The sequence below is a fragment of the Burkholderia sp. APQ4-4ca genome, assembly GCF_057837105.1.
The window spans coordinates 1-13,314 of the sequence record NZ_JBYQCG010000078.1; the positions used below are offsets into that span (position 1 = coordinate 1).

13 protein-coding genes and 1 pseudogene are annotated in these 13,314 nt (G+C 65.6%); 2 read left to right on the forward strand and 12 right to left on the reverse strand.

Annotated elements, in window-relative coordinates; genetic code table 11:
• The 12 genes and pseudogenes from AC3IFE_RS09580 to AC3IFE_RS09635 all read right to left on the reverse strand — a co-directional run.
• Positions 1 to 484, reverse strand: a pseudogene (locus tag AC3IFE_RS09580) (IS5 family transposase); the annotation flags it as partial.
• Positions 485 to 677: 193 nt separating this feature from the next.
• Positions 678 to 1,061 carry a hypothetical protein gene (locus tag AC3IFE_RS09585; RefSeq protein WP_489190370.1) on the reverse strand — a complete coding sequence of 128 codons (384 nt, stop codon included), beginning with the start codon at positions 1,059 to 1,061 and terminating at the stop codon, positions 678 to 680.
• Between the two features lie 357 nt (positions 1,062 to 1,418).
• Positions 1,419 to 1,769: a TonB family protein gene (locus AC3IFE_RS09590; protein ID WP_489190371.1), complete on the reverse strand. Its 351-nt coding sequence runs from the start codon at positions 1,767 to 1,769 to the stop codon at positions 1,419 to 1,421.
• 448 nt (positions 1,770 to 2,217) lie between these two features.
• On the reverse strand, positions 2,218 to 3,996 hold the full coding sequence (locus AC3IFE_RS09595; protein WP_489190372.1) for a PglL family O-oligosaccharyltransferase: 1,779 nt from the start codon (positions 3,994 to 3,996) through the stop codon (positions 2,218 to 2,220).
• Between the two features lie 155 nt (positions 3,997 to 4,151).
• Positions 4,152 to 4,748, reverse strand: a complete 597-nt coding sequence (locus AC3IFE_RS09600; RefSeq protein ID WP_489190373.1) for a pilin — start codon at positions 4,746 to 4,748, stop codon at positions 4,152 to 4,154.
• Positions 4,749 to 4,843: 95 nt separating this feature from the next.
• A complete protein-coding gene (locus AC3IFE_RS09605) occupies positions 4,844 to 5,545 on the reverse strand; it encodes a TerC family protein (protein WP_089468359.1) in 702 nt (233 codons plus the stop codon).
• 157 nt (positions 5,546 to 5,702) lie between these two features.
• The gene (gene sucD, locus AC3IFE_RS09610) at positions 5,703 to 6,584 is read right to left on the reverse strand and encodes a succinate--CoA ligase subunit alpha (RefSeq protein ID WP_006477916.1); all 882 of its coding nucleotides are present in this window, start codon (positions 6,582 to 6,584) and stop codon (positions 5,703 to 5,705) included.
• Between the two features lie 69 nt (positions 6,585 to 6,653).
• Positions 6,654 to 7,820 carry an ADP-forming succinate--CoA ligase subunit beta gene (sucC, locus tag AC3IFE_RS09615; RefSeq protein WP_489190374.1) on the reverse strand — a complete coding sequence of 389 codons (1,167 nt, stop codon included), beginning with the start codon at positions 7,818 to 7,820 and terminating at the stop codon, positions 6,654 to 6,656.
• Positions 7,821 to 7,888: 68 nt separating this feature from the next.
• Entirely contained in the window at positions 7,889 to 8,497 is a 609-nt protein-coding gene (locus AC3IFE_RS09620) for a DUF2889 domain-containing protein (protein WP_050014576.1), read from the reverse strand.
• Positions 8,498 to 8,643: 146 nt separating this feature from the next.
• Positions 8,644 to 9,537, reverse strand: a complete 894-nt coding sequence (recX, locus tag AC3IFE_RS09625) for a recombination regulator RecX (RefSeq protein WP_489190375.1) — start codon at positions 9,535 to 9,537, stop codon at positions 8,644 to 8,646.
• Positions 9,537 to 10,607: a recombinase RecA gene (gene recA, locus AC3IFE_RS09630; RefSeq protein ID WP_489190376.1), complete on the reverse strand. Its 1,071-nt coding sequence runs from the start codon at positions 10,605 to 10,607 to the stop codon at positions 9,537 to 9,539. Before recA ends, recX begins: the two co-directional genes overlap by 1 nt.
• Positions 10,608 to 10,656: 49 nt before the next feature.
• The gene (locus AC3IFE_RS09635) at positions 10,657 to 10,794 is read right to left on the reverse strand and encodes a hypothetical protein (RefSeq protein WP_489190377.1); all 138 of its coding nucleotides are present in this window, start codon (positions 10,792 to 10,794) and stop codon (positions 10,657 to 10,659) included.
• Here AC3IFE_RS09635 and AC3IFE_RS09640 point away from each other — a divergent pair.
• Together AC3IFE_RS09640 and AC3IFE_RS09645 are read left to right on the forward strand one after the other, a co-directional pair.
• A complete protein-coding gene (locus AC3IFE_RS09640; RefSeq protein ID WP_089435843.1) occupies positions 10,793 to 11,521 on the forward strand; it encodes a response regulator transcription factor in 729 nt (242 codons plus the stop codon). The genes AC3IFE_RS09635 and AC3IFE_RS09640 overlap by 2 nt on opposite strands.
• 17 nt (positions 11,522 to 11,538) lie before the next feature.
• Positions 11,539 to 13,092, forward strand: a complete 1,554-nt coding sequence (locus AC3IFE_RS09645; protein WP_489190378.1) for a sensor histidine kinase — start codon at positions 11,539 to 11,541, stop codon at positions 13,090 to 13,092.
• The last annotated feature ends 222 nt before the right edge of the window (positions 13,093 to 13,314 follow it).

Genomic DNA, 13,314 nt, shown 5'->3' on the forward strand with positions numbered 1-13,314 from the left:
AGGGGGATCAGTTGCGTGACGTCATTGCGGTTGGCTCCGGTCAAGATTGCCGCGATCGGTGTGCCGTTGGCGTCGGTGGCGAGGTGGTGTTTGGAACCGGGTCGCGCTCGATCGGTGGGGTTCGGGCCAGTTTTTCGCCCGCCCCAACCGCTCGAATCGACGAGGAGTCGACGACCACACGTGAGAAGTCAATCTGGTTTGCCGCGCGTAGTTTGGTCAGCAGCAACGCGTGCAATGCGTCCCACACGCCAGCCTCTTGCCAGTCCCGCAGCCGACGCCAGCAACTCACGCCCGAGCCACATCCCATTTCCGCAGGAAGATCGCGCCAGCGAATGCCGGTCTTCAGCACGAACAGAATGCCCGTCAGCGCTGCACGATTCGGCACGGGCTTGCGACCCGGGTACTTGAACCGACGGGGCTTGGCAGGTGGCAGAAGTGGCTCGATTAGTTTCCACAACTCGTCGTCAATGATCGGCTTGCCCATCTCCCTGATCCGGTTATCACGACGGCTCAGATTAACAGGTCGAGAGAAAAGTTAACAGTAGCTACGCACCTTTTTGAAACCGTCTCTAAATCGACTGAAGTCTCCCACGGGTCTTCTACAGTGCCAGCATCCGCGTCGATCGCTCGCGTCATGAGAACCTTGCGCCAGCTATCTTCAGGGCTGGCGTCGGACGTTATAAGGTGAGCAACGGCGGCATATGGGAACCCATGAGACAGCATGGCCTTGGCTTGGGAAAAACAAACTCGTTCGGCGATTTCCCTTGCTTGGTGAATTTGGCGCGAACAGCCTTCAGTTCAATCGCCAGTGTTTGGGACACCACCAGCTCATCGTTCTCGTAAGGGATCACCAGGAGATCGACATCGCCTGGAAAAGACATGGCGGGAAGCATGTCGGCCGAGCGTACAAATCCGCCGACCATCACTCCGCTACCCTGGCCCATTGAATCGAAAAACTGCGGCACTATCCCACTGTAGCAAGCGCCGAAGAGACGGCGATTACAGACAAGACGAGCGCCCAAGGCGATTTCGTCGTCTTTTTCGACCATAGTTTTAGGCAAGACAATGGCCGCTTCCCCATCGCGAATTTGTCGCGGGCGGCGCAGTAACGGAATTCACAAGCTATCCATTCGGTTTTTGCGAAGTGCAGTCGATACCAAGCATCGGACCAGTTGCCCATTTCGTAAAGACGTACGGGACGACCGCATGATCTGCCTTTTCCATATGCTCACGAAAAAGGATTTCAACTCGCGGTCGCCTAGAGAAGCTAATCTCGAGAAAGCCGTTTCATCCATCCTCTATCGGGATAGCATGGCGCTGTCGGCTTCAAAACGTACCGGTTCGCGAGAGTCGAAGCCCATTGTCAGTGATCAGCACCCGACGGATAGTTGACGGCTACGCGGCACCGGCCCGCCCCATCACTGCCCGCGCCGCGGCTCGAACACGAACGGTTGCGTAAGCAGGAACGGATTCGCGGTCGCGCCAGTCTGCGCGCAGCTCGCATGCGTCATCGCGTCGACGGCCGCGCGATCGGCCGCCGCATTGCGGCTGCTCGTCGTCACGGTCACGTTCTGCGCTTCGCCGGACGTCGTCATCAGCGCACGCACGAGCACGGTCGCCGGGCGCGTGAGCGGCTTCGCGCTATCCGGATAGACGGCGCGCGGGATATGGCAGGTCAGCTTGCTTTCCTGCGATGACGACAGCATCGCACAGCCGGAAAACAGTACCGCGACGGCGGGCAGGATCAGGTAGGTCGAGCGAATGGCCATGGTCGAATATCGTTCTTCAGCACTGTTCTGGGCACACGCGTCGCGCCGGCAGCCTTTCGCCGGCGGCATCGCGTGTGTCGCACTGCGCCACGGCCTTCGGATCGGCGCCCCGTTACGGCCGCGCGGCCGAGCGATGCTCGATCGCGATCCTGCTCGGCGGAATGCCCGGCTAGCCGGGACATTCTCCGTATTCACACCGGCTACGCCCCGCGCCGGCGGCACGCGAGGGCTTTCGCGCATTGTGCACGCGCCGCCCGGTCAGCGGCGGCGATTTGACAATGGTTGACGCGAATCGTCACCCATTCGGCCGGAATCCACGCGATCCGCGACGTAATCGATACCCGACCGGATTGGCGCCATGCGCCGGGCCGTGTTGCTCCGGCGTCAGTCGTCGTCACCGCGGCCCGGTAGACGCCGGAGTGCCCCGTTCCGGCACGCACAACACGCATCAATCCGAATCGTCGTCGTCCGAATCGTCGCCCTCGTCGGCCGGCGCTTCCCCGTACTTCGCGACGATCGCCACCCTGAACGTCTTCAGCGCAGGCTCCTGGTCGCACAGCTTGTACAACGCGGCCAGCTGTTGCGGCCAGTCCTTCAATTCCTTCGCAAACACGTGCAGGCGCGCGACGATATCGAGCGCATCGGCTTCGCGGCCGGCCAGCGCCTGCAGCACCGCATAGCGGCGCAGCACCGTCTCGCCGGGCAGCAGCGCAATCGCGCGCTCATGCGCGGCGAGCTTGAGCGGCAGGTTGTCCGGCGAAATGGTCAGCAGCGTCGCCGCACCGTAATCGCCCCACGCGCCGAACAGCAGCGACGGCGCATCGCGGTACTGCGCGGCCGGGTTGCTGCCGTAATACAGCACTTCCGCGCGCTGATAGTCGCGCAGTACGGGCACCGCCGCCAACACGCCGCCGAACGACAACACCGCGAACAGTCCGAATGCCGCACGCCCCGGCAGGATACGCAGCGGCTTCACCTCGAGCAGCCCGATCACGAACATCGCCGGCAGCAGGAAGAACATGTATTGCTGCGGATACTCGACCAGCGCATGCATCAGCAGGATGCCGATCAGCGCGAAGCCGAACACGCGCATGCTCGACTGCGGCGCCCGCACCGCGCGCACGAACCACGTGACGAGCGTGACGGCGAGCACGCCGAGCCCGACGAGACCGGACTTCGCGAGCAGGTCGATGAAGATGTCGTGCGCGTTGTTCGCGATCTCGACGCCGCCGAGCGTGCGCACGAGCGCGAACTGGTGCGACGGGAATTCGCCCCAGCCGACCCCGAGCAGCGGATGTTCGCGAAACATCGCGAGCCCGTACTTCCACAGCGCGAGGCGCGGCGCGATCTGCCCGGCATCGCGCATCCGGTCGGCTGCCGACTCCGCGAGATTCAGGCGGTAATGCACGTTGGCCCAGCGCACGGCGACGTTCACCGCGATGAACGCGACCGCGAGCACGACCGGTATCAGCCACGCACGCGCATTGCCCGGCGTGCGGCGCGATTCGACCCAGGCCATCCAGAAGCCCGCGACCACCATCACCGCGACTTGCAGCCACGGCCCGCGCGACACCGTCAGCGCAAGACCGACCGACAGCACGAGCGACAGCGCGAGCCATGCCCACACCGCGAGCCGGCGCGTCTGCACCAGATACAGCGCACCCGCGAGCGCGAAGGCGATGTAGCTGGCCAGGTGGTTCGCCTGCGCCATGTTGCCGTACGGGCGGCGATCGACCGCGATGTTGTACACCACGACGAACGGCGAGACGGCCGATTCCAGGTGGAATAGCTGCACGATCTGGGTGCCGACCGCGAACACGCCGCCCACGAGCAGCGCCCCGGCCATCATCCGCGACACGATTTCCGCCATCCCGTCACGCGCGAGCGCATAGCCGGCCTGCATCGCGACCAGCGCGGCGGCGAGATAGCCGACCGCCAGCCAGTTCATCGACGGCACCTTGAGCGGGATCAGCGCGACCTGCGCGATCAGCACCACCGCAAAACCAAGCGGCGCCGCGAACGCGGCCGGCGCGGCAAACGGCTGGGCCGGGCGGCCGGTGCGCGCGAGCAGCACGACGGACACGCCCACCAGCAGATACAGCACCAGCGCGGAAAACTCGGAATAGAAGGTCGGGATCGGATACGTATGATTCGTGATCGCGTACGGCACGATCAGGGCGACAGCCAGCGCAACGAGCGGCAACGAACGGGAAAAAGTAGAAGGCATGAGCGAACCGGGTGTCAGCAACCGGCGCACTATACAAAACTTTCCCTGCTCTGTGCGGGGCTGTCGCTCCGCGAGCCGGCGCGCAGCCGCAGCCCCGCCGGCCGAAGCGGCGGCCGGCAGGCCGCATGCGCCGCCCTCCTCCGGCTCCGCCAGCCTTATGCACGGCACTCCGCGGGCGCATATTTCGCGGGCAGCGTCGCGGCGTTACCGGGCAACGGCCCCGCGCCGGGCGCCGGCAGCGACGATGCGTCCTTCCCGGCGGCGAAACATTCCCACGCAATCGCGCCCGCTTGTATCGACCCCTTTTTGAGCGGCACGCGCGCGGTGGGCGCATCGGCCTTGTCGGGCGCGGACGGCACGAGCACCAGCGTATTCGTGCCGGCCGCGGCGACCCGGGCGGTGAACGCGACCGTGATCTGGCCGGTATTGGCGTCGATCGAAACCGATTCGACGTTGCGGGTCGAGGTGGGCGGACTATAGCCACCGTCGAGGCTCGCGCCGCTCGCCGCATTGTCGGCGACCGCGAGCCGCGCCGACGACGCGAGCGCAAGCCCCTCGCCGACGCGCGACCGCGCGAGGTAATCCTGGTAGGCGGGAATCGCATAGGCCGCGACGACGCCGACGATCGCGAGCACGATCATCAGTTCGATCAGCGTGAAGCCGGCCGGCCGCCAGCGTGGCGACAGCCGGTTCGCGCGCCGCAGATCGGCGGCAACGCGACGGAACAGGGAAACGGAAAAGGCTTCGAACATGGCAGGCTCCGGAAACGAAAAACGCCTGCCGACAAAGGCAGGCGTCTCGATCGTAGCCAGCGGGCAGCGAAGCCGGCAGTCAGCCGGATGGCCAGTCAGTGCTGCGGCACGCCACGGCGTTTCCTGAGCGCGTAACCGATCGCGACGACGAACAGTGCGCCGACGATGCTCGCACCGTAGACCACTTCCGGCGTATCGAGCACCGGCCAGCGGTCGCCGACCGGGTCGTTCACGATCAGCCCGCCCGCGATCCAGCCGAGCAGTCCGGCGCCGAGCGCCACGACGACCGGGAACCGGTCGAGCAGCTTCAGCACCAGCGTGCTGCCCCACACGATGATCGGCACGCTGACAATGAGCCCGAAGATCACGAGCGCGATCCGGTGCGACGGGTCGGCCTGCTCGGCCGCGCCGGCGATCGCGATCACGTTGTCGAGGCTCATGACCGCATCGGCGATCACGATCGTCTTCACGGCATCCCACAGCCGGTCGGCCGGCTTGATGTTGTCGTGCGCGTCGGCGGCCGGCGCCATCAGCTTGATGCCGATCCACAGCAGCAACAACCCGCCGCCGAGCTTCAGGAACGGCACGTCGAGCAGCGCGACCGCGAACGTGATCAGCGCGACGCGCAGCAGGATCGCCCCCGCGGTGCCCCAGACGACCCCGCGCAGCCGCTGGTTCGCCGGCAGGTTGCGGCACGCAAGCGCGATCACGACCGCGTTGTCGCCGCCGAGCAGGATATCGATGATGACGATCTGGAGAATGGCGCCCCAGTGCAGCGAGGTCAGGAATTCGAGCATGGCGGTGAGGAAAGGGCAGCGGCCGCCTCGCGGGCGACCCGGTTCATCGTCGGCACATGCAGCGCACATGCCCGGTGCTTACGAATTCATTGCGGGAGCATAACAAAAAACGCCGGCAAAGCCGGCGTTTTCTGCAGGACGGACCCGATGGAAATACTTACAGCGCCTTCTTCAGCAGACGGCCCATTTCCGACGGGTTGCGCGTGACGGTGATGCCGCACGCTTCCATGATTTCCAGCTTCGCTTCGGCCGTATCCGCACCGCCCGAGATCAGTGCGCCGGCGTGGCCCATGCGCTTGCCCGGAGGCGCCGTGACGCCCGCGATGAAGCCGACGACCGGCTTCTTCATGTTGTCCTTGATCCACTCGGCGGCGTTGGCTTCGTCCGGACCGCCGATTTCGCCGATCATCACGACCGCATCCGTATCCGGATCGTCGTTGAACATCTTCATCACGTCGATGTGCTTCAGACCGTTGATCGGGTCGCCGCCGATACCGACTGCCGACGACTGGCCGAGGCCGAGTGCCGTCAGCTGGGCAACCGCTTCATACGTCAGCGTGCCCGAACGCGACACGACGCCGATACGGCCCTTGCGGTGGATGTGACCCGGCATGATGCCGATCTTCAGTTCGTCCGGCGTGATCGTGCCCGGGCAGTTCGGCCCGAGCAGCAGCGTCTTGCGGCCTTCGCGACGCATGCGGTCCTTCACTTCGATCATGTCGCGCACGGGAATGCCTTCCGTGATGCAGATCGCGAGATCCAGGTCGGCTTCGACCGCTTCCCAGATCGCAGCCGCCGCGCCTGCCGGCGGCACGTAGATGACCGACACGGTCGCGCCGGTTTCCGCCTTCGCTTCCTTGACGCTCGCGTAGATCGGAATGCCTTCGAAGTCTTCGCCGGCCTTCTTCGGGTTCACGCCCGCGACGAATGCTTCGCGGCCGTTTGCGTATTCACGGCAGGCGCGCGTATGGAACTGACCGGTTTTGCCGGTAATGCCCTGCGTGATGACCTTCGTGTCCTTGTTGATCAGAATCGACATGTATTTTGACCTCTGTTCGATGGGCGTCGCGTGCAAACCGCGCCGCCCTACGTGTTCATTAGCGCGTGCTTACTTGCCTGCGGCAGCCGCGACGACCTTCTGCGCAGCCTCTTCCATGCTGTCCGCCGAGATGATCGGCAGGCCCGAATCGGCCAGCATCTTCTTGCCGAGGTCCTCGTTCGTGCCCTTCATGCGCACGACGAGCGGCACGTTCAGGTTCACGGCCTTCGAACCGGCGATCACGCCTTCCGCGATCACGTCGCAGCGCATGATGCCGCCGAAGATGTTCACGAGAATCGCCTTCAGGTCCGGGTTCTTCAGCATCAGCTTGAACGCTTCGGTGACCTTCTCGGTCGTCGCGCCGCCGCCGACGTCCAGGAAGTTCGCCGGTTCGCCGCCGAACAGCTTGATGGTGTCCATCGTCGCCATCGCGAGGCCCGCGCCGTTCACGAGGCAGCCGATGTTGCCGTCGAGCGAGATGTACGCTAGGTCGAACTTCGACGCTTCGATTTCAGCCGGATCTTCTTCGTCCAGATCGCGGGACGCGACGATTTCCGGGTGACGGAACAGCGCGTTCGAGTCGAAGTTGAACTTCGCGTCGAGTGCGGTGACCTTGCCGTCGCCGGAGACGTTCAGCGGGTTGATTTCAGCCAGCGATGCGTCGGTTTCCCAGAATGCCTTGTACAGGCCTTGCAGGATCGCGCGCGCTTGCGGAATCGATGCGGCCGGCACGCCGATCTTCGCGGCGAGGTCGTCGGCCTGCGCGTCCAGCAGGCCCGTCGACGGCTCGACGATGACCTTGTGGATCAGTTCCGGGTGCTTTTCGGCGACTTCTTCGATGTCCATGCCGCCTTCGCTCGAGCCCATCAGCACGATCTTCTGCGAGATGCGGTCGACGACGAGGCTGACGTACAGTTCCTGCTTGATGTCGGCGCCCTCTTCGATCATCAGGCGGTTGACCTTCTGGCCTTCCGGGCCGGTCTGGTGCGTGACGAGCTGCATGCCGAGGATCTGGTTCGCGTATTCGCGCACCTGCTCGATCGACTTCGCCACCTTCACGCCGCCGCCCTTGCCACGGCCACCCGCGTGAATCTGAGCCTTCACGACCCAAACCGGGCCGCCGAGCTCTTCCGCCACCTTGACGGCCTCGTCCACCGAGAACGCCGGCTTGCCGCGCGGTACCGCGACGCCGAATTTCCGCAGGATTTCCTTACCCTGGTACTCGTGAATCTTCATGCGTGATTCCCTTCAGTCTGAGAGTTGGATGAAATGTCGCTTAAGACGCTTCTTCGAATGATTTCCGTTCATTCCTTCGTGCTGCCTTCACCGGGCAGATCCGGCCGAATCGGGCCATACCAGCGCGGGTAGTACTGCCGCACGACCTCGCCATCGAATCGCAGCGCGCGGCAGCGGCCGAGCTGGAAAGGCGGTTCGGCGTGCACGCCGTCATGATCCGGGCCTTCGCCGCCCTCCTCGCGCACGTTCCATACATCACCGGCGAACGCCTGGATCGCGGCCGTCGGCAGCACGGCGCACAGTTCGGTGAGATGGGAACAGCCTGCGACGCCGGCGAGCAGCCGGTTCGCGTTGCGGCGGAAATTGCGGAAGAGATTGAGCCCGATGAGGGCCCGATAGGCGGGGGAAGCGGATTGACAGTGACCGGGATAGGGCACCCATTCCGAAGACGCTTCGGCGTCGACGACATTGAGGTCACGATCGATGGTCACGCGCAGCCAGAGTTCGTGGATCGGCAGGCCCTGGGGCCGGATGCCCGACGCAAGCGCGACATCGCGCGGCTTGTGGTCGGTCAGGCAGGCTTCGATGTCCCACAAGCCGTCGCCGCGCTCGTAGGCTTCCGCTCGGATTGCGCGTCGATGTCGCAACTGACGGGGCACGGGCTCGGATAGCGGCATGCTGGAGGTTGAGGCCGAAGAGGAAAACCCGTGGATTTTAGCATATTGGGTATTTGAGGCATTCGGCCCCGACGGCGGGTATTCCCGCCTGTCCGGAAGCGGTTGCGATGCAGCAAAATCGCGCGCCACGCGCGCGACCGGGCCACTCAGTCGTCGATCGGAAAATCGTCGCCGACCTTCAGCAACTTCACGATGGTCGCGCTTGAAAAGCCGCGCGCGGCCAGGAAGCGCGCCTGCTTCGCGCGCTCCGCGGGCGTTTGCGGCAGTGCACCGAATTTCTTGCGCCAGACGGCCTGCGCGCGGCTCCACTCGGTCTCGCGCAATTGGGCATTCACCTCTTCGACGAGACTGTCGCCGACTGCATGGCGCTTCAGTTCGCTGACGATGCGTGCGACACCGACGCGCGACGCGCGGCGATGCACGAGGCTCTCGGCGAAGCGCGCGTCGGACAGCCAGCCTTCCTTCTCCAGTACATCGAGCACCGGGTCGACGGATTCGTCTTCGCCGACGTAGGGGGCGAGCTTGCGCGCAAGCTCCGCACGGCTGTATTCGCGCCTCGACAGGTAGCCGAGCGCGCGCCCCTTCAACGACCGCGGCGGCTTCGACGACTTGCGTTCGCCGGCGCCCGGCGCATCGCTTGAAGCAGCGCCGCCGGAAGATGCGCCGAAAGCCGTGCCGGATGCGCGATGGGTGCGGCGCAGATGCTGGCTGCTGCGCGTATAGACATCTTCGGTCGCGGGCGCATCGGCTGCGCGATCGTCCGCGGCGCGATCGCCCGGGAAGCGGACACCGGACACCCGACGGCGGGAGCGATCATGCGCGTCGAACGATTCATCGTCGTCGAACGGATCGTCCGGCGCGGCAATCTCAAACGAAACGAGGGCATCGTCGGATGCCCTCGTCGCGGTACGGTTCGCGGCGTTGCCGCCTGCGTCCCGCCGGCTGGCGCCCGAGGGGCCGGCTCGCCGGCCGGAGCAACCCGCCGTTTCGGACGTGTCGCGCTCCTCCGGCTCGCCAGCCTGACCTCGGCGCGCAACCATCACTCTTCTTCGTCCAGCGCCTCGGCTTCGTTGGCTACGCCATCGGGCATGCTGACGACACCGAGCGATTCGCGGATGCGGTTCTCGATCTCGCGTGCGATTTCCGGATTCTCGCGCAGGAATTCACGCGCGTTGTCCTTGCCCTGGCCGATCTTCTCGCCGTTGTAGCTGTACCAGGCGCCGGCCTTGTCGACGATCTTCGCCTGCACGCCGAGATCGATGATCTCGCCCTGGCGCGAAATGCCTTCTCCGTACAGGATGTCGAAGATCGCTTCGCGGAACGGCGGCGACACCTTGTTCTTGACGACCTTCACGCGAGTTTCGTTGCCGATCACCTCGTCGTTCTTCTTGATCGAGCCGATCCGGCGAATGTCGAGACGCACCGACGAATAGAACTTCAGTGCGTTGCCGCCCGTCGTGGTTTCCGGGTTGCCGAACATCACGCCGATCTTCATCCGGATCTGGTTGATGAAGATCACGAGGCAGTTCGTGCGCTTGATCGTGCCGGTCAGCTTGCGCAGCGCCTGCGACATCAGGCGGGCCTGCAGACCCGGCAGCGAATCACCCATCTCGCCTTCGATTTCGGCCTTCGGCACGAGCGCCGCGACCGAGTCGATGACGATCATGTCGATCGAGCCCGAGCGCACCAGCGCATCGGTGATTTCGAGCGCCTGCTCGCCGGTGTCCGGCTGCGAGATCAGCAGCTCCGGCACGTTCACGCCGAGCTTCGACGCGTACTGGACGTCGAGCGCGTGCTCGGCGTCGATGAAGGCTGCCGTGCCGCCGATCTTCTGCAGTTCGGCGATGACCTGCAGCGTGAGCGTGGTTTTACCGGACGATTCCGGACCGTAAATCTCGACCACCCGGCCGCGCGGCAGGCCGCCGACGCCCAGCGCGATGTCGATACCCAGCGACCCCGTGGAGACGACCTGGATATTCTCGGCCGCCTCGCCGTCGCCCATGCGCATGATCGAGCCCTTGCCGAACTGCTTCTCGATCTGCGCGAGCGCGGCCGCCAGCGCCTTGCTCTTCTCGGCGGTCATCCCGGAGCCCTTCTTGCTATCTTCCATGAATCGTCCTTTGCTATGATGAGCAGCGTCTGTTGGAGGCGCGCCCGCATCAAGCGCTGCCCACGAATGCAGACACTGTATAAAAAAACAGTGGTTTATGCAAGCCCGCAATGCGGGTTGCGTTGTACACGAATAACTTCGGAGACAGCCGCGCTGGCGCCAACGTGCCGGCATCGGTCAGCAACATGCGAATTCTCATCGCCGAAGACGACAGCATACTCGCGGACGGCCTCACCCGGTCACTCCGCCAATCGGGCTATGCCGTCGATCACGTGAAGAGCGGCGTCGATGCCGACACCGCGCTGTCGATGCAGACCTTCGACCTGCTGATCCTCGATCTCGGGCTGCCGAAAATGTCCGGGCTCGACGTGCTCAAGCGCCTGCGCGCGCGCAACTCCAATCTCCCCGTGCTGATCCTGACCGCCGCCGACAGCGTCGACGAACGCGTGAAGGGGCTCGACCTCGGCGCCGACGACTACATGGCCAAGCCGTTCGCGCTCAACGAGCTCGAGGCGCGCGTGCGCGCGCTGACCCGGCGCGGCGCGGGCGGCGGCCCGACGGTCGTGCGCCACGGTTCGCTCGCATTCGACCAGGTCGGCCGCATCGCGTATGCGAACGATCACGTGCTCGATCTCTCCGCGCGCGAACTCGGCCTGCTCGAGGTGCTGCTGCAGCGGATCGGCCGCCTCGTGTCGAAGGAACAGCTCGTCGATCACCTGTGCGAATGGGGCGAGGAAGTCAGCAACAACGCGATCGAAGTCTACGTGCACCGGCTGCGCAAGAAGATCGAACCGAGCGGCGTGCGGATCTCGACCGTGCGCGGCCTCGGCTATTGCCTCGAGAAGGTCGCGCCCGCGACGCCGGCCGACACGGCAGCGTCCCAGCCCGCGGCCGCCGGCACGCCGCTGCGCTGACGCCGAACGGCGCCGCGATGGCCACGCCGGCCCATTCCCCTTCCCGCCCCTCGACCGGCGCGCCGTCGTCGGCTGCCGACGAGGCGCGCGACGCCCGCTACGAGAACCCGTTCGCGCCGCCCGACGAAACCGAATCGCCCGAAACGCCGCGCCCGCGCTCGCTGTTCGGCGAAATTCTCGACTGGATGCTCGCGCCGCTGCTGCTGCTGTGGCCGATGAGCATCGCCGTCACCTATCTCGTCGCGAAGACGATCGCGAACAGCCCGTTCGACCGTGCGCTCGAAACCAACGCGTACGTGCTCGCCCGGCAGATCCATCCGGTCAACGGCGTCGCCGAGCTGACTCTGCCGGAACAGACGCGCGACTTCCTGCGCGCGGACAACATCGACAGCGTCTACTTCCAGGTGCTCGGCACGCGCGGCGAACTGGTCGCGGGAGAGGCCGACATGCCGCTGCCGCGCGACGAGGACCGCCCGCCGCCGGGCGTCGTCGTGTTCCGCGACGATCTGCTGCGCGGCAACGACGTGCGCGTCGCATATACGACCGTCGCGCTGCCGCAGGCGAGCGGCACGCAGCCCGTGCTCGTGCAGGTCGGCGAGACGCTCGACAAGCGCAACGCGCTCGCGAACGACATCATCAAGGGCGTGATCCTGCCGCAATTCGTGATCCTGCCGCTCGCGATCCTGCTCGTGTGGTTCGGGCTGTCGCGCGGGCTCGCGCCGCTCAATGCGCTGCAGGCGCACATCCGCGCGCGGCGGCCCGACGACCTGTCGCCCGTCGAGGCGCAGCGCGCGCCGCCCGAGATCGAACCGCTCGTCACGTCGTTCAACGACCTGCTCGCGCGGCTCGAACAGAACATGGCGCTGCAGAAACGCTTCATCGCCGACGCCGCGCACCAGATGAAGACGCCGCTCGCGGGCCTGCGCACGCAGGCCGAATTCGCGCTGCGCCACCCGGTGCCGCCCGACGTGCAGCGCTCGCTCGAGCAGATCGCGACGAGTTCCGAACAGGCCGCGCGGCTCGTCACGCAACTGCTCGCGCTCGCGCGTGCCGAGAACCGCGCGAGCGGGCTCACGTTCGAGCCGGTCGAGATCGGCGCGCTCGCGCGGCGCACGGTGCGCGACTGGGTGCAGGCCGCGCTCGCGAAACGGATGGACCTCGGTTACGAAGGGCCGGACGACGACGCGCCGCTCGACGTCGACGGCAATCCGGTGATGCTGCGCGAGATGCTCGGCAACCTGGTCGACAACGCGATCCGCTATACGCCGGAAGGCGGCCGCATCACGGTGCGCGTGCGTGCCGAACGCGCGGCGCGGCGCGTCCATCTCGAAGTCGAGGATACGGGCCCCGGCATCCCGGCCGGCGAGCGCGAGCGCGTGGTCGAGCGCTTCTACCGGATCCTCGGCCGCGAAGGCGACGGCAGCGGCCTCGGGCTCGCGATCGTGCGCGAGATCGCCACGCAGCACGGCGGCACGCTGACGCTCGACGATCACGTCTACCAACACGCACCGCGCCTCGCCGGCACGCTCGTGCGCATCAGCCTGCCGCTGACCGACACCGCCCCGGATTAACCCTGACGCGCGCCGCCGCAGCTCGGTGCAAATACGCCGAAATCGGCGCGTTACCTGATGTTCGCATCACGATCGACACGCGAAGCGGCCAATTCGCCACGGGTTAACGTGCAGTGGTTTTGTACGCGCGAGTCAGTACGCCGTAAGTTTCCGTGCCAATAATCGTCGACAGGCCCGCCCCTCCCACGGCGGCCGCACATCTATATCAAGGGACTTGGAGAC

What these genes read in the sequence shown, in the direction of transcription:
- AC3IFE_RS09590 (WP_489190371.1), bottom strand. Translation starts at nt 1,769, where the DNA reads ATGGCCATTCGCTCGACCTACCTGATCCTGCCCGCCGTCGCGGTACTG.
- AC3IFE_RS09595 (WP_489190372.1), bottom strand. Translation starts at nt 3,996, where the DNA reads ATGCCTTCTACTTTTTCCCGTTCGTTGCCGCTCGTTGCGCTGGCTGTC.
- AC3IFE_RS09600 (WP_489190373.1), bottom strand. Translation starts at nt 4,748, where the DNA reads ATGTTCGAAGCCTTTTCCGTTTCCCTGTTCCGTCGCGTTGCCGCCGAT.
- AC3IFE_RS09605 (WP_089468359.1), bottom strand. Translation starts at nt 5,545, where the DNA reads ATGCTCGAATTCCTGACCTCGCTGCACTGGGGCGCCATTCTCCAGATC.
- sucD (WP_006477916.1), bottom strand. Translation starts at nt 6,584, where the DNA reads ATGTCGATTCTGATCAACAAGGACACGAAGGTCATCACGCAGGGCATT.
- sucC (WP_489190374.1), bottom strand. Translation starts at nt 7,820, where the DNA reads ATGAAGATTCACGAGTACCAGGGTAAGGAAATCCTGCGGAAATTCGGC.
- AC3IFE_RS09620 (WP_050014576.1), bottom strand. Translation starts at nt 8,497, where the DNA reads ATGCCGCTATCCGAGCCCGTGCCCCGTCAGTTGCGACATCGACGCGCA.
- recX (WP_489190375.1), bottom strand. Translation starts at nt 9,537, where the DNA reads ATGGTTGCGCGCCGAGGTCAGGCTGGCGAGCCGGAGGAGCGCGACACG.
- recA (WP_489190376.1), bottom strand. Translation starts at nt 10,607, where the DNA reads ATGGAAGATAGCAAGAAGGGCTCCGGGATGACCGCCGAGAAGAGCAAG.
- AC3IFE_RS09640 (WP_089435843.1), top strand. Translation starts at nt 10,793, where the DNA reads ATGCGAATTCTCATCGCCGAAGACGACAGCATACTCGCGGACGGCCTC.
- AC3IFE_RS09635 (WP_489190377.1), bottom strand. Translation starts at nt 10,794, where the DNA reads ATGTTGCTGACCGATGCCGGCACGTTGGCGCCAGCGCGGCTGTCTCCG.
- AC3IFE_RS09645 (WP_489190378.1), top strand. Translation starts at nt 11,539, where the DNA reads ATGGCCACGCCGGCCCATTCCCCTTCCCGCCCCTCGACCGGCGCGCCG.